Genomic DNA, 15863 nt, shown 5'->3' with positions numbered 1-15863 from the left:
CAATGCTACTCCGTCCGACGCGTGCCGCAGGCAGCCGCGTGGAAATTCTTTCCGACCGCCTGAGTGGTCGTGCTCTTGCAAAAATGTCGGGTCTTGGAGGCGAAGCGGAAATCTTGCGCTCATCGTGAGCTTCGCCGGTTGTGACCCTTAGCTGACGTTCGGGAGGCTGAGTATACAGCGATGGATGCCATCCTAAAACTCAAGGGCGTCATCGCCGGACTGCGCCTTCAGTTCGTTATCGCAGCTTGCCAAGCCAGAGCGCAGAGAGCGACGGGCGGTTGCGCACGCCGAACTTGGCGTAGATCGATTTGACGTGGAAATGCGTGGTGTTCGGACTTTGGTCGAGCTTCTGCGCGATCCGGCTTTCGGTGTCCCCGTCGAGCAGGGCGAGCAACACGCGGCGTTCAGCGGGTGTGAGGGGCGCGTTGGCGATGAGCAGCCCGTGGCTGAGCAATTGTTCTCGGTGAAACCATCTCAAGGCGCGCATGACGAAGCCCAGACGCTGGCCGTCCTGCGCCGTAAAGCGGGGCGCCTGCGCATCGCGAAACACGAACAGACGAATCCTCACGTCGTCATTGAGCGCAATGCGCACGGAAATGCTGTCGGCGAAGCCGACGTCCAGATAGTGCCGCCGATAGTGCTTGCCCTCGAACCATTCCGGCGGCAGCGCTTCGAACAGCAGGCGGACGCGGAACGGCTCATCGCCCGACATAGAAAGGATCTGAGACAGGTCGACGTCGTCGGACCAGAGTGTGTCGTACTGCTTCTGCACCGACGCCGCCACCGCCGGTATCGGGTCCAGCACCCTGACGAGGCGCGGACGCCAGCCGAGCAAGGGATCCGCCCGCTTCGGCGAAGGCAATCGCACGACGGCACCCCATAGCACATTGCGTGCCGACAACATAGTACGCAGCGCGGACAGCAGGTGTATCAGCGCGGCGTCACCGTCGACGACAGAGAACTCGGCCAGCTGATCCCAGAGTGCATAGACTTCTTGATTTTGCGGATCGGTGGGGTCGGTCGAGAGATGCATGTCATTCCCAACCTGTGCAGGAAGCCGAGCCGGCGCGGGCAAACATAAAGCACAGCGAACCACCTTTCTAGGTAGTTCTCAGAAGCCTCGCGTGGCGCCATATTCGGCACGGGTGCTGGGAAGACAGATCCTCTCCCGTAACGTCATCGGGAGAACAACGATGCGCACAACAACGGGCGCGCGCCGGCTTGAGAAGCCCGGGGGCGACCAGACGGAGAGGCGACGGCGTCCCGTCTCTTTCATCGTCCTAGCATGCACATTTCTGATTGCCTTCGCAGCTTTCGCGCAGCAGCGACCGGCCAAGGTGTCGATCCGCCCGACCGGTCCGATGCCGGGCGTCAGCGCTCCCTGACTGATCCCTTTGCATTCCGGCTTCACGACGGCCATCAGCCAAGAGATCGCATTGACCAAACAGGACGATCAAGTTCTCGATTGGGGTGAAGCTGCCCACGACAAGGTCAAGAGGTCATCACGCGATCTCTTTCGTCTTTTGCCGCTCGATGGAGGAAGTCAGCGATGACGCACACGGCATTTTCTGAGGCGGCGAATGCGCCCCAGGCGAAGTCCCAAATGGGCATCTCCGACACTATTCTCCCCACAAGGGATTTTCATCTGCGCGGTTTGGCGCCCCTCGCGCTGTTCGTCACCTGGTACCAACGCGCCCGCTTCAGGGCGGAGCTTCTTGCCGACCTCAGGCACAAAGCCGAATACCTCAAAGACATCGGAATTTGCCGGCACGAGGCGACGTCCGAAGCCGCCCGATTCTTCTGGGAGCCGGTCTTGCTCAGGCGCAGCCTTTCGAACCCGCCGCTCCCGTAACCGAACCGGGCGAACGCCGCCGCAGTGGCCCAACAAGGACGAAAGCTTTGGGCCACCACAGCGATTTTCAGACGACCCGACGTGGCGGAGTGTTGAGAGTTTCGTTGAATGGCTACGCACACATTCGAGACAGCACTTCAGCTTAGCTGCGCAGCATAGTGCGGAAGTGGCTGTCGTTAACAAAGCCGTCAGCGCCGGCAAGACGTTGGCTGACCTACGAGGGTCGCGACTAGCTACGGCATTCGTAGCACCACTCAAGCACGAATGATCTCTACCCTCCGAAGGTCCGCCTCTGGCCCGAAGCCGCCTATAGAGCGGACGCCGCCCGGTTGGACCCCCAACGGCGGCATTTGACCCACAGCGGTCCGTAGTCACTACGCAGCATCACGATGCGCGATCTTGTCCCGGCGTTACGCTCCAGCGCCGCGTCCGTCAGGGAACGATCACCACTTCTCCCGGAATGCGACCTGTTTGGCGTGATCGCTGTTCACCACCAGTACGGCCACCGCCACCCCTCATAGAGCCGCCAAGACGACACCAGGGGCGGCCCATATGGATCGACCCGGTCGTCTTCAGGGCGATAGCGATATCGTGGAACAATATAATAATCCCACGGAGTCGGCGTTATCACGGGCGTCGAGATCACGACCCTCGTTCGTTCATGAACGACTTGTGCCTTCCGCGTCCGGGCCTCAGCAGCGGAGGTCCCGAGGTTACACAGCACCAGGGCCGTTCCGAGAGCGCACGCGACGGTCATTATCTTCATCTTCATGCATCGGCCTCCTGAGCTGAGAGTGCAAAAGGACTCAACGCAACGCAAGCTAATTTCGCTCTTCGCGACGGACGCCTACGCTGTCGGACTGGGCGTTTGCGGTATTTCGGAATAATAGAAGATATCGCTGAGTTGCTCGACGTGTCAAGTTGCTTGTCAGAGGGCCGGCGGCCCCCGGCTACTTTGCATGGGGTTGTTTTCGATTTTTTGACGGCGCTCATCCGGCGCGGGCCCGCGTCCGCGCGACCCTCTCCGACAAGGGAAGAGGAGCCCGCGGCTCCGCTACCGCAGCGCCGCCAGCAACTCGTCGGGCTGCTCAACCATCATCATGTGACCCGCACCCGGCAGCACGACAATTCGGCATTCGGCGTCGCCGCAGCGAGGCCCTTGCCGGCCTTGGCCGGGGTCATCTTGTCGCGCTCGCCGCAGCGATCTCCCAATTTTGAGCAGCCTGGCAATCGAGCCTCGCAATACCGCCGACGCTATCGTCGCCGACACTACCTTTGCAGTTATACGCCGAACATTCCATTGAGCTTGCGCCGTACCTTGCAGCTCGGCCTACTACCTCTGGGCGACGCTTCTTGGCAATCCGCGCAAGAGTAAATATCATATTGGACGATGGTGAACGAATCCGACCAATCTGGACCCCGTAACCGGAAACCGTCGGTAACGACGCGATCTACCGCCGGCCCCGGATTCGTTTTCGAGGACCAGGTAGCAGCCTATCTGCTTGTTAAGATGCTGTCCGGTGAGCCACTCCCCAGTCTCGGGGACGAGGCTCTTGGCGATGTACTTTACATGCAGACAGCCGCCCTCGGGTGGTCGATCGATGATGTAATCGCCGTCAGTCGTTCGGCCGATAAACTAGCCATTTCGTGCAAAAGCAATACACAGGTAACCGGAACAGGCTTACCCAACAGCTTCGTCCTTTCGAGCTGGCAACAGTGGAAGAACGCTCAGCCAGGAGGCTCTTTCAATCGCGCTAAAGACAAACTGATGCTTGCAACGCGCGGCAAGCACCAAACCTTCGAACCGCTCTGGGCCGACATCAAAAGCTGGACTTCTCATCCAGACAATCCGCTTGCTCTTGCTCGTTCAAAGCAGACAGCGGCTCACGCCAAGATTTTCGACAATGCAAAAGCGGCCATCCAGACTGTTGATCCCACCGTATCAGACCAGGATGTGATCGCGCTGCTTTCCACATTGGAGGTTCTCTCAACCGACTTCGACCTTCCAAATTCAGAGAACCGAGCCGCGGCGATTAGTCAATGCCGACGCCTTCTAGTGAGCGGTGAGCAGGCCGAAGCGGTCCAGTTGTGGGTTGCATTAGTCGACGAGGCTGAAGCGGCGCGCACAACTCACGGCATTATCAAGTTAGATCTACTTTGGTCGAAACTGACCAAGACGTTCATCCTGAAAGGCCATATCAATTTCGAACGCCCGTGGACTGCGCTCGATGCGATTACCAGTGATGTTAGGGCCCAAGTCCAAACCACACTTCCAACAGGCACTTCGCTTGAACGGCAGGCCGGGACAGACGCGCTGGTCGACCGCCTCTCGATCGGGTCGATTGTCGTGGTGTATGGTGAATCGGGGACCGGAAAATCGGCTCTTGTAAAATCGACGCTGGATCAGCGCTATCCTACCTGGAAACAAGTTTGGTTGAGACTGGATGATTTGGAGACTCTTCTTTCGCCTCTGAAACGCCAATCCGTTGGCTTCAACGGGCCTCTAGCAGATGTCTTGCGCTACAGCCCGTCTTCCGAAAACGTTCTCGTGCTGGACGCGGCCGAACGGTTCCCCGACGAGCTTGCAGCTCAGGCGCAGTCACTCGTCGGCACCCTCATTGAACATAACAAGCTCTCGCTATCGAGTTGGCGCGTGATCATCGTCGGCCAAGTTGATGCTTGGTCGCGGGGTAAGCTGCAGCGCATTAGCAACTCCACCTTGCCGCTGTACTACGACGTGAGACTCCTCGCAGCAGATGAGGTCCGGCAAGGCCTCCTATCGGCACCACAACTGAAATGGGCGGTTGCGCACGATGAGATCGTCTATACGCTCACAAATCTCCGGACCCTGGCTTGGGTCCTGCAAGCGGCCACTCAATTCGAGAACGGGGACGCCTCGTCGCTTACGTCGCACATTACCATTGCGGATCAATTATGGCGCTACTGGACGGACGACCGTGTAGTCCTCCAGCGTACCTTGATGGTCCTTGCCACTCGCGAAGCCAATTTCGAGCACAGCTTCGAAGTTAGCAAACTCGAGCCGGGCGATGCCCAGGCTATTGATAGCAAGCCGCCCCAGCTTCCGCTCCGCCGCAACCGTTACAACCGGATCGAGTTCGAGCATGACCTGGCCTCTGACTGGGCTCGATTTCAAAGCCTGAAATCAATTGCGATGGACACCGAACAGTGGGCCGCTTTAGCAAGCAATCCGCTTTGGTTGGGCGCTCTTCGCATGCTCGGCGGATTTCTCCTCCGCGAAAGGGCGCCGGACGGCCGCTCCGCCTGGGACGTCGCATTCGAGTCCGTGGCTAGCAACAGCGGGAATGCATCTGCGGCCGATGTCTTGCTGGATGCCCTGTGTCTAGACCCGAATGCTGAAGTATTCCTCACTGAACGCATCGATCTTCTCCTCGGTGGACATGGCAGGCAGCTCAACCGTTTGCTTCGTCGGTTCCTCCATGTCGCGACGGTCCCCGGCGGCCAGTCTAAACTCCTTGCTGACGTCCTCTATGCTGAGCCTTCATTCTCCCTTTATCTGGAGGCTCAGTTTCGGACGCCCATACCTGGGCGTTGGGGAGGCCTCGCGAGGTTCTTAAGCGCCCATCAGGCGGCAATTGCCGGTCTTTGCGCCTCCGTCGTCGGCAGCGTATGCGAACGCTGGTTGAGCGCGTTTCCAGCAGAGTACGGTGGTTCCCCTTTTCCGCTTCGCAAGCAGTTCGCCGAACTTGCCGTAGCGACCGCTCGTGCGGTCCAGCTGGAACAGAGAAAAAATACGATCTTCGCAGATGAATCGGTCAAGCAGATCTTCTCAGCGGCATTTGCTGCCGCGCCTGACTTGCCAGATAAGGTCTCTGAATGGGCGCTCGAAATGGCCCAACGTCGCCCCTTAGATGCGTATCTCGCGGCCGCCGTCGCGGAACACCGAAAAAGGGAAGCCGCTGAGCACCAAGAACGGTTGCTCACAGATGAGCAATACAGAGCGCGGCATGAGCAAAAGCAGTCGTTCCCGACCTACATTCCTTCGGGGCGAAAGTTACCGCCGTGGCCGATGGGGCCTCGACGCCGCCTTGACACACATTTTCGAAACACGTGCGCTCATGGAGCGGCCCTTCTCCCTTTGATGAGGGTTCGACCGGCTGCAGCCGCGGAACTGCTGTTGGCGGTCATCGTCGAGAGCGCGCCTGAAGAAGAGTATGGGACGTCGCGCTTTAAGGAGAACGCAGGACTTGAATACGATAGCCTGTCCTATCCGACAGGATACTGGAAGAGCCCCTTCTTTTCCTTTTTTCAGATTGACCGCGACGTCGCGCTCGAAACGTTCGTAAAGCTTGTCAATTTCTGTACGGACCGATGGATCAACGAAGTTAAACGACACTCCGAAGGGCGTTACCCGAGCATTAAGCTTCGGATGAATGATGGGAGCGAGAAGGAGTATTTTGGCAACAGTCGTGTCTACGATTGGTGCCTGTCAAACGCTAGCTCAGCCGGCCAGCTCAACAGTGGTCTGGCCGCGCTTGAGCGCTGGCTCTCACTGCTAGTGGAAGCTGGCGAAGATATTACGCCACTCGCAGAGAAGCTCATTCAAGGTACGCAATCGGTGGCGGTTCTTGCCGTGCTGGTCAACGCCGGCAAGCTTAAACCTGATCTCTTTCTCAATGTTCTTAGGCCGCTAGCGTCAAACAAAGCACTCCATCTCTTTGACGAGAACCTTGTTGAGGATTTGCACGTCCATTTTGCTGGAATGCAATTTGCTCCACTCGGCGAGATTGCATTCAACATTGCCCGGGATTGGCACTTCGCCGCTCATCATAGGGTGACGATGACGAGCATCATTGTGGAGCTCATTGGCACAAATGATAGCTTCGCTAAATCCCTCGGAGAAGTGGCCGCGACGTGGACGGCAACAGGCGACGAGAAAGCTGCACTTGAACAAAGGATTCTGCAAGCGCGGCTCGACAGCGCAAACTATGTTGTCGCCGCTGCCGGGGCTGATGGCGAGAAGAAACGCGAGTTCAGGTGTCCGACTGACTTAGCTGCCGACATAATTGCATTTCAACAGTCGAAAGTCGCCCCTCAGACCGTTTTGGCCCTTCCTGACCATTGCTTGGGAATTCTAGGTCGGACTGAACCGTTGGATTCCGACAAGGCCCAACAACTCGCCGCTTGCCTGCCGATTATTGATAACGAATCTTCTCTAGAAGATGACTTCAAATCTCGTGCAAGGATTGCCGTCGCGAGCACCCTCGCAGCAAAGGCCCGCGATTGGCTTTCGGAGCATGCCGACATCAAGCAGGAAGTGAGTGAGATCGTCCGTAGGGAGCTTGCGAGCATCGCTGAAACTGCCGAAGAGGCTCGGCGCGCCAAGTACGACCTCCACGACAATCTAACCTTCCTAACGTACGCAGTATTTTACAACTGGTTGGAAAGCCCATCTATCGAGACCGATGCTGCTGTCATGAAGCTAATGACCAGCGGCAATAGCGGCGCCGAGAAACTGTTGTTCTCGCTGGCGTACCTACAGCGTCGCAGGATTGGGGAGCGATGGCCGCGGTTGGTTGACCTTGGTCTTCTTTGGGCTGGTCTTTCTATCCTCCGACCGGGATACGGTGATGAAGACGCAACTCCCGTCTGGGATGCTTGGCTTCGTCGCTTTCGGGGTTGGCGGATCGAAGGAGCATCACCTTCTCTGGAGAGGATCGACGCAGCAAATATCGCGAATCGCGTTGAACGGCTTGAGCGTGCTCGTTGGAGGCGTTCTCATAGCAAGCCGGGTTGGCGTCGGGATTTTCCGCCCGATGATCGGCGTTCGAACGGTCTTGATTGGTCTTTCTTAGAAAATGCCTTCTATTGGCTCTCCCTTTCGGACCGTGAGAACGGATCACCAACCGGGACAGCTGCCGAACTAGCGGAGGAACGGCGGCTCCTCCTGTCTCTCTGGTCCTTTGAAGTCTGGCTTCGGCATCGTTCGGACGATGAACTCGACGACGATCCGGGACCAACACAGCTTGGCTATAATCTGCTGAGTCACCTTGCCAAGCGTATTTCGCGAGAGCCAATCGAATCTGCGATTGACCTGTGGGAGCCTGTTCTCAGGTTGGGCGCTCCTGCGCATCACGCGATCGGCACTTTCTTTCAGTATTGGTTCGACGAGGCGGCTACGGCTGACGCCGAAGAATTTGTGGCGCGCTGGGGTCGGATGATTGAGTATGCATTGAGCTCTCCGACTTGGGGCAACGGGAATCCTTGGTTTTACGGCCAGAGGATTCTCACTCAGGTGTTGGGATGCAATGCAACGTCTACCCTGAACGCTAACCCGGCCTTTCAGACACTGGTTTTCGAGCTGAAGTCGCTGTATGACGCTTGGGCCGTCGCGCATCTCAGAAGGGACGACGACAACATAACGGCGATTTGCGCATTCCTTAGCTCGTCGACAGGGAAACGACTGCGCTTGGGTGGTCTCGAATGGATTCACTCCGCCCTCGTTGGCGAACATCCGGTCTACATCGCCTCGAGATCTTCTGCGCTCGATAGCTTGGTAAATCTGCTCGACGCGATGCTTACTGAGGATATCTCGCTCCTCGCCGGTAGCCCTGCGGCTCGTTCAACGTATCTCACTTTGATTGATATTCTCGTTGCTAGACAGGTAGCTGCGGCCCTTGCGCTACAGGAGCGCGCCCGGAGGCTTCTGCGTGCCGATCGAACCTAGAGTGGCGGGCTTTCCCCTCGACCATGTCACAAATGAACGTACCACTCCTTCGCGAGGCGCTTAGAGCCTCCCGTGCGGAGGGGGCGTCTGATCAAGCGTGCCGGACGCGCGCAGGCGGCGAGACGTTCGCGAGATTTCGGAATAATGGAAGATATCGCTGATTTGCCCGACGCGTCAAGTTGTTTGTCCGAGTGCCGGCTGCCGCCCTGCTACTTTGCATGGGGTTGTTTTCGATATTTTTTGGGCGCTCGTTGCGCGCCATCTTTTCCCACAGCGGGAGAAGGCTTCGCGGCGTCGCTACCGCAGCGCGGCCAGTAGCTCGTCGGGTTGCTCGACCATCATCATGTGGCCGGCGCCTGGCAACACCACGGTGCGGGCATTCGGCGTCGCGGCGGCGAGCGCCTTGCCGGCCTTGGCGGGGGTCATCATGTCGCGCTCGCCGAGCACGAACGTCGCGGGCACCTTGACCGCGGCCGCAGCCGTGAGCGCGTTCTGGTAGGCGTTGCAGGCGTTGAGGTCGTTGTAGAGCACGCCGGGCTTGGCCTCCTGCAGCACCCGCTGCGCGCCCTGGTGCATCCAGAGGCCGGGCGCGAGGCTGCCGCCGAGCTCGGCCCTGAAGCCGAGTCCCCAGATCGAGACCATGTCGATCGCGGCCACGTCATTGGCCTCGGCCGCCTTCAACAGATCGGGGCCGACCGTCATGGTCGCGGCGGTGCCGATCAGCGCGAGGCCGGAGACCTTGTCGGGATGCCGTGCCGAGGTCTCGATCGCGATTAGCGAGCCCATCGAATGACCGATCAGCCGCGCCTTCGACGCGCCGGCCGCAGTAATCAGCGCGGCGGTCCAGTCAGCCATCTCGGCGATGGTCGCGAGCGGCTTGCCGGCGGAGCGGCCGTGGCCGGGGAGATCCGGCGCCAGCACGGAATAGCCGTGATGGGCGAACCAGCGGCTGTGCAGCGCCCAGGTCGAAGAGTCGAAGCCGGCGCCGTGGATCATCACCACCGTGGCGAGCTGCGGATCGAACGGCTTGCCGCCGGTCGCGATGAAGGTATCGGCCCCGTTGACGGAAAGCTGCATGGTCTTAAGTCCTTTGCGAGGCGCGCAGCGCCTGGCCGAGATCGTCGATGATATCCTCAGCGGCTTCGATGCCGACCGATAGCCGCACCAACTCCTCGCCGATGCCGGCGGCCTTGAGCTGATCGGCGTCCATCTGCTGGTGCGTGGTGCTGGCGGGATGGATCACCAGCGTCTTGGCGTCGCCGACATTGGCGAGATGGCTGATCAGCTTCAGGGACTCGATGAACTTCTTGCCGGCGGCGCGGCCGCCCTTGATGCCGAAGCTGACGATCGAGCCGGCGCCGCGCGGCAACAGCTTCTTCGCCAGCGCGTAGTCCGGATGCGTCTCCAGCGACGGATGCAGCACCCAGTCGACGGCCTTGTTGGTGGTGAGGAAGTCCAGCACTGCATGGGTGTTGCTGACATGGCGGTCCATGCGGACGCCGAGCGTCTCGATGCCCTGCAGCAGCTGGAAGGCGTTGGTCGGCGACAGGCAGGCGCCGAAATCGCGCAGGCCCTCGGTGCGGGCGCGCATGATGAAGGCGGCTTTGCCGAACTGCTCGTCGAAGACGATGCCGTGATAGCCGGCATAGGGCTCGGTGAGCTGCGGGAATTTGCCGGAGGCGCGCCAGTCGAACCGGCCGCCATCGACGATGACGCCGCCGATCGCGATGCCGTGGCCGCCCAGCCACTTGGTCGCCGAGTTCATCGTGATGTCGGCGCCGAGCTCGATCGGCTGGCTCAGATAGGGCGTCGCGAAGGTGTTGTCGATCAGCAGCGGAATCTTCGCATTATGCGCGATCTGTGCGACCGCCGGGATATCGAGCACTTCGAGGCCGGGATTGCCGATGGTCTCGCCGATCACGAGCCGGGTGTTCGGCTTGATCGCGGCGCGGAATTCGTCGAGCGCACGAGGCTTCACGAAGGTCGTGGTGATACCGAAACGCGGCAACGTGTGCGCCAAGAGGTTGATGGTGCCGCCATAGAGCGAGGCGGAGGCGACGATGTGGTCACCGGCATTGAGCAGCGTCGCGATCGCAAGATGCATCGCGGCCATGCCGCTGGCGGTGCAGATCGCGCCGACGCCGCATTCGAGCGCGGCGATACGCTCCTCCAGAACCGCAGTCGTCGGGTTCGAGATGCGGGTGTAGATGTGGCCGGCACGTTCCAGGTTGAACAGCGCGGCGGCGTGGTCGGCGTCCTGGAACACGTAGGATGTGGTCTGATAGATCGGAACGGCGCGCGCGCCGGTTGCGGGATCGGGGCGCTGGCCGGCGTGCAGGCTCAAGGTTTCAAAGGCTGGCGGCTTGGGTGCGGGCATGCGAAAACTCGTCAGGTCAGTCGATCGGAGTGATCGGTGCGTTGATTTAGACGTGGACTGCGGTACGAACGCGGCCGACATTGCCGAACACGCGCAAATAGCGCTCGACCTCTGTGGGGATGCCGGTCGCCTTCTCCGGATTGTCGGAGAGTTTGACGGCCGGGCGCCCGTCGACCGACGTCACCTTGCACACGATCGAGATCGGATCGAGCTCGGCGGTGCCATCAGGCGCGCAGCCGACGAAATCGTTGGTGAGGTTGGTGCCCCAGCCGAAGCTGACGCGCACGCGTCCCCTGAAGTGATGGAACGTCTCCTCGATCGAGCCGACATCCATCGCGTCGGAGAACACCAGCAGCTTCTCCTTGGGGTCGCGGCCCTTCTGCTTCCACCACTTGATGATCTCTTCGCCGGCGGTGATCGGCGGCGCGCTGTCGGGACGAAAACCGGTCCAGTCGGCGACCCAGTCCGGCGCATCGCGCAGGAACGGCTTGGTGCCGAACGCATCGGGCAGCGCGATCAGGAGGTTGCCGCCATAGGCGTGGCGCCATTGGTCGAGGATGCGATAAGGCGCCCAGCGCAGCTCCTGGTCGTCGTCGGCGAGTGCCGCGGCCACCATCGGCAGCTCGTGGGCGTTGGTGCCGATCGCCTCGAGGTCGTTGTCCATCGCGAGCAGCACGTTCGACGTTCCGGTGAAGGACGGGCCGAGGCCTTCCTTCACCGCCTCGACGCACCAGCGCTGCCACAGGAAGCCGTGGCGGCGGCGCGTGCCGAAATCGGACAGCCGCAATCCGTCCAGCTTGCGCAGCCGCTCGACCTTGGCCCACAGCTTGGCCTTGGCGCGGGCGTAGAGCACGTCGAGCGCGAAGCGGCCGTAGGTCTTGGTCGCCGCGCGCGAGCGCAGCTCGTTGAGGATCGCGAGCGCCGGGATCTCCCACATCGTGGTGTGGGTCCAGGGCCCGTGGAAATGCAGCTCATACTGGCCGTCGACCTTGTGCAGCTCGTATTCGGGCAGGCGGAAGGTCGAGAGCCAGTTGATGAAGTCGGGCGAGAACATCTGGGTCTTGCCGTAGAACGTGTTACCGGCGAGCCAGATCAGTTCCTTCTTGGCGAAGCGGATGGTGCGGGCGTGGTCGAGCTGGGCGCGCAGCTCGCCCTCGTCGATGACCTCGGCAAGCCGGATATGGGTCGAGCGGTTGATCACCGAAAAGGTCGTCTGCGTGTCCGGGTAGCATTCCCGGATCATCTGCATCATCAACAGCTTGTAGAAATCGGTGTCGAGCAGGCTGCGCACGATCGGATCGAGCCGCCAGCCGTGATTATAGGTCCGGGTTGCAATATCTGTGACCGCCATGCCGGAACTGTAGCCTGCCGAACGGCGCCCGCCCAGTGGGTTTCGGGCGGAACATGGCAGGTCAGCGGGCTATATCCCGCCGGATACGGCCGACGGCCGTGGCGACATCGCTCCAGGCCGGCTTGCCCGGGGCAAATTGCCGCCTCAGGAAGGAGGCGAGCTCGGCGATCTGGCCGTCGCTCATGCTGTCCTTGAAGGCCGGCATGTAGCCCAGATCGGTCACGGCCGGCTTGGCGATGCCGTGCAGGATCACCTGGATCAGATTGTCGGGGGCGTCGCTGTGCAAATTGCTGTTCAGCGCCAGCGACGGGCGGCTGCCGAACAGCGGCGGGCCGCCGACCTCATGGCAGACGGCGCAGGCGCCCTGATAGATCCGGGCGCCGGTCGAGGCGGCCGTGGTCACAACTGTGCCGGCTTCGAGCTTCGCGGCAAGGGCATCGTGGGCCAGCCGGTCGGTGGGCTCGTTGAACGAGGCGAGGTAGACCGCCATCGCGCGGATGTCCTGGTCGGGCACGGTGGCGAGCTCCTGCACGACGGGCGCCATTGGCCCGGCGGCGACGCCGTGCTGACGGGACTCGCCGGTGCGCAGATAGGCGTAGAGCTCGTCCTCGCTCCACGGGATCGGCGCCTTCGATAGCGTGGTCAGGGCCGGCGCCTCCCAGCCCTCGGCGAAGCCGCCGGCGAGATAGGCGCCTTGCCGCTCGGCGCCGAGCGCATTGCGCGGCGAGTGGCAGGCGCTGCAATGGCCGAGACCCTCGACCAGATAGGCGCCGCGATTCCAGATCTCCGATTTCGATGGATCGGGCTGGAATGGGTGCGGCTGGTGGAACAGCGCATTCCATCCCGCGAGCAGTGGCCGCAGATTGAACGGAAAGGCCAGCGCGTTTTTCGGCGTCTCGGCGCGCACCGGCGCCTGCGCCATCAGATAGGCATAGAGCGCCTGCAGGTCGGCATCGCTGGTCCTGGCAAAATGCGTGTACGGAAACGCCGGGTAGAGATGGCGGCCGTCGCGATGAATGCCCTCGCGCATCGCGCGCTCGAACGCGGGATAGGACCAGGCGCCGATGCCGGTGTCGACGTCGGGCGTGATGTTGGTCGTGTAGATCGTGCCGAACGGCGTCTCGAGCGGCCGGCCGCCGGCGTTCGCGATGCCATGCTCCGACGTATGGCAGACGGCGCAGGCGCCAAGCGCCGCGAGCTCCTTGCCGCGCGCGATCGTCGCGGCGGAATAGACCGAGGCATCGGGCCGGGCGATCGGTGCGATCGCGCGCCAGGGCAAGACAGCCGCGCCGATGCCGATCGCCGCGGCGCAGAGCGCGGCAATGCCCGCGAGCACACCGCCGCGTTTCGCAAACGGATTTTGCCACCTGTTGAGGTCGGCCGCCTGCGTGGGTGGCGCAAGCGGCGCGGGCGCCACGGGCTGCTCGCCGCGCAAGCCCTTCAGAATGCGCTCCGGCGTGAACGGCGGCTCGCGAAAGCGGACGCCGGTCGCATCATAGATCGCATTGGCGATCGCGGCCGCGCTCGGCACCGAGGCGGACTCACCGACGCCGAGCGGCGGCTGGTCCTGCCGCGGCAGCATCAGCACATCGATCTCGGGCAGATCGGGGAATTTGATGATGGGATAGGCGCCCCATTCCCGCGCCGTCACCGCGCCGCGCTCGAAGGAGACCTCCTCCATCAGCGCGCGGCTGGTCGACTGGATGACGTTGCCTTCGATCTGGTGCCGCACGCCCTCCGGATTGATCATCAATCCGGAATCCTGGCCGGCGACGACGCGCGTCACGCTGACATCGCCGGTCGCCTTGTTGACGGCGACGTCGGCGATCCAGGCCGACCATGCCGCGCCGTAGCCGGGAAACTTGCTGTGCACGTAGAGCGCATAGGCAAAGCCGCGGCCGCGGACGACATCGCCCTCGGCCTCGGGCTCCTCGCGCACCGGGCGCGGCGTCCAGCCGGCGCGCTCGGCAACCGCGTTGACGAGATCGATCGCGCGTTTGTCTTTCAGGTAGCGCAACCGGTATTCGATCGGATCGACCTCGGCCTCGGCGGCAAGCTCGTCGATATAGGATTCATGCGCGAACGTATTGGGCAGCGCCGAGACGCCGCGAAGCCATGAGGCGCGCACGATCGGCGGCATGTCGTTGGCGACGACGCGCATGTTCTCGTAGTCGTAGGGCGGGATCGCGGTGCGGTCGCCCATCTCGAACACGGCGGCTTCAGGTGCGATCCGCCCAGTGAGCAGCAGCGCCAAGGTCGGCGCGCCGTTGGAAGGATAGCGCGTAACAAAGTCGTACCCGGCGACGCTGCCGTCGGCATTGAGGCCGCCATTGACGTCCATCAGCTGCGCGGTGCCCTTCGGCTCCCACGCGTGTTCCTGCTCGCGGGTCAGCTGGACGCGCACCGGGCGGCCGACGGCGCGCGACAGCAATAGCGCATCGGCCGAGACGTCGTCGGCGCAGTTGCGGCCGTAGCAGCCGGCGGCCTCCATCCTGACGATGTCGATCTCGGATTCCGGCCGCTGGATCAGGAGCGCCAGATCGCCGCGCAGGATGTGCGGGTTCTGCGTGCCGGACCAAACGCGGATCGCGCCTTCGCTGCAATCGGCGACCGCGCAGGAGGGGCCGATCGCGCCGTGCATCTGGTAGGGCCAGACATATGTCCGCTGCATCGGCTTGGCCGCCGCCTTGATTGCGGCATCGACGTCGCCTCTGTCGATCAGTTGCCGCGGCGTCGAGGGATTGGCGCGCAGCGCCTGCTCGATGTCGGCGAGATCGGCCAGAACAGGTCCCGGCTTCCAGCTCACCTTGAGCTGCGCGGCGGCCTTGATCGCGTTCTCCTCGCGCTCGGCGACGACGCCGACGAAGTCGCCGATCCGCACCACCGCGACGAGGCCGGGAATGTCCCGCACCGAAGCTTCATCGACCGCGATCAGGCTGGTGCCGACGAACGGTCCGGCGTCGACGCCGGCATAGGGCGGACGCACGACGCGGCCGTGCAGCATGCCGGGCACGCGCACATCGTGGACGTAGACCAGCTCGCCGGTGGCCTTCGCCGGCAGGTCGACGCGCGGCACCGACTTGCCGACGACGGAATAGGCGCTCACCGCCTTGACCGCAACGTCGTCGGCGAGCTCGAGCCGGATGGTCTCGTCCGCGATCAGTTCGCCATAGCTGACGCTGCGGTTGTCGTGACCACGGACGAGGCCGTCCTCGATCGTGAGGTCGCCAGCAGGCAGTTCGAGCCGCTCCGCCGCGCGCGCGAGCAGGAAATGTCGCGCCTGCGCCGCGGCCTTGCGCAGCGGAACGGCCGTGATCTGGATGGTCTCGCTCGCGATCGTCGCGCCCTGGTTCGGCACCACGGCGGTGTCGCCGAGGATCACGACCACGCGGGCAAACGAGACGTCGAGCTCTTCGGCGACGATCTGTCCGAGCGCGGTGCGGATGCCGGTGCCGAGATCGACATGGCCGTTATAGGCATTGACCGAACCGTCTGATGTGATGGTGATGAAGGTCTCGAACGCGCCTTCCGCGCCCAGCACGGCAGGGCGGACGACCGACAGCGAGCCGCGCATGCG

Annotated in this window: 7 protein-coding genes and 1 pseudogene; 2 read left to right on the top strand and 6 right to left on the bottom strand. The window is 62.2% G+C overall.

Annotated features, from left to right (window positions below; translation table 11 throughout):
* Nucleotides 1-235 precede the first annotated feature (235 nt).
* Nucleotides 236-1033, bottom strand: coding sequence for a helix-turn-helix transcriptional regulator (locus AAFG07_RS29960; RefSeq protein WP_342723360.1), 798 nt, complete (start codon nucleotides 1031-1033; stop codon nucleotides 236-238).
* A 516-nt stretch (nucleotides 1034-1549) separates the two neighbouring features.
* Here AAFG07_RS29960 and AAFG07_RS29955 point away from each other — a divergent pair.
* Nucleotides 1550-1852, top strand: a complete 303-nt coding sequence (locus AAFG07_RS29955) for a hypothetical protein (protein WP_342723359.1) — start codon at nucleotides 1550-1552, stop codon at nucleotides 1850-1852.
* 1054 nt (nucleotides 1853-2906) lie between these two features.
* Here the strand turns inward: AAFG07_RS29955 and AAFG07_RS29950 are convergent.
* Nucleotides 2907-3049: pseudogene (locus AAFG07_RS29950) on the bottom strand (alpha/beta hydrolase); the annotation flags it as partial.
* Between the two features lie 373 nt (nucleotides 3050-3422).
* Between AAFG07_RS29950 and AAFG07_RS29945 the strand changes: the two are divergent.
* On the top strand, nucleotides 3423-8558 hold the full coding sequence (locus tag AAFG07_RS29945; protein WP_342723358.1) for a hypothetical protein: 5136 nt from the start codon (nucleotides 3423-3425) through the stop codon (nucleotides 8556-8558).
* 297 nt (nucleotides 8559-8855) lie between these two features.
* On the opposite strand, the gene AAFG07_RS29940 is transcribed toward AAFG07_RS29945, so the two are convergent.
* From AAFG07_RS29940 to AAFG07_RS29925, 4 genes are all read right to left on the bottom strand, one after another.
* Nucleotides 8856-9635, bottom strand: coding sequence for an alpha/beta hydrolase (locus AAFG07_RS29940; RefSeq protein WP_342723357.1), 780 nt, complete (start codon nucleotides 9633-9635; stop codon nucleotides 8856-8858).
* Nucleotides 9636-9639: 4 nt separating this feature from the next.
* Complete coding sequence (locus AAFG07_RS29935) at nucleotides 9640-10935, bottom strand: O-acetylhomoserine aminocarboxypropyltransferase (RefSeq protein WP_342723356.1); 1296 nt, start codon at nucleotides 10933-10935, stop codon at nucleotides 9640-9642.
* Between the two features lie 46 nt (nucleotides 10936-10981).
* Entirely contained in the window at nucleotides 10982-12286 is a 1305-nt protein-coding gene (gene pncB, locus AAFG07_RS29930; RefSeq protein ID WP_342723355.1) for a nicotinate phosphoribosyltransferase, read from the bottom strand.
* Nucleotides 12287-12347: 61 nt separating this feature from the next.
* Complete coding sequence (locus tag AAFG07_RS29925; protein WP_342723354.1) at nucleotides 12348-15860, bottom strand: molybdopterin cofactor-binding domain-containing protein; 3513 nt, start codon at nucleotides 15858-15860, stop codon at nucleotides 12348-12350.
* Nucleotides 15861-15863: the final 3 nt, after the last annotated feature.

It is taken from the genome of Bradyrhizobium sp. B097, from assembly GCF_038957035.1.
Lineage (GTDB): Bacteria > Pseudomonadota > Alphaproteobacteria > Rhizobiales > Xanthobacteraceae > Bradyrhizobium.
The sequence above is the reverse complement of the archived record's forward strand: the minus strand, read 5'-3'. Positions and strand labels throughout refer to the sequence as shown.

Excerpts from the sequence above, each read along its gene's own strand:
- AAFG07_RS29960 (WP_342723360.1), bottom strand. The coding sequence starts at position 1,033 with ATGCATCTCTCGACCGACCCCACCGATCCGCAAAATCAAGAAGTCTAT.
- AAFG07_RS29955 (WP_342723359.1), top strand. The coding sequence starts at position 1,550 with ATGACGCACACGGCATTTTCTGAGGCGGCGAATGCGCCCCAGGCGAAG.
- AAFG07_RS29945 (WP_342723358.1), top strand. The coding sequence starts at position 3,423 with ATGCAGACAGCCGCCCTCGGGTGGTCGATCGATGATGTAATCGCCGTC.
- AAFG07_RS29940 (WP_342723357.1), bottom strand. The coding sequence starts at position 9,635 with ATGCAGCTTTCCGTCAACGGGGCCGATACCTTCATCGCGACCGGCGGC.
- AAFG07_RS29935 (WP_342723356.1), bottom strand. The coding sequence starts at position 10,935 with ATGCCCGCACCCAAGCCGCCAGCCTTTGAAACCTTGAGCCTGCACGCC.
- pncB (WP_342723355.1), bottom strand. The coding sequence starts at position 12,286 with ATGGCGGTCACAGATATTGCAACCCGGACCTATAATCACGGCTGGCGG.
- AAFG07_RS29925 (WP_342723354.1), bottom strand. The coding sequence starts at position 15,860 with ATGCGCGGCTCGCTGTCGGTCGTCCGCCCTGCCGTGCTGGGCGCGGAA.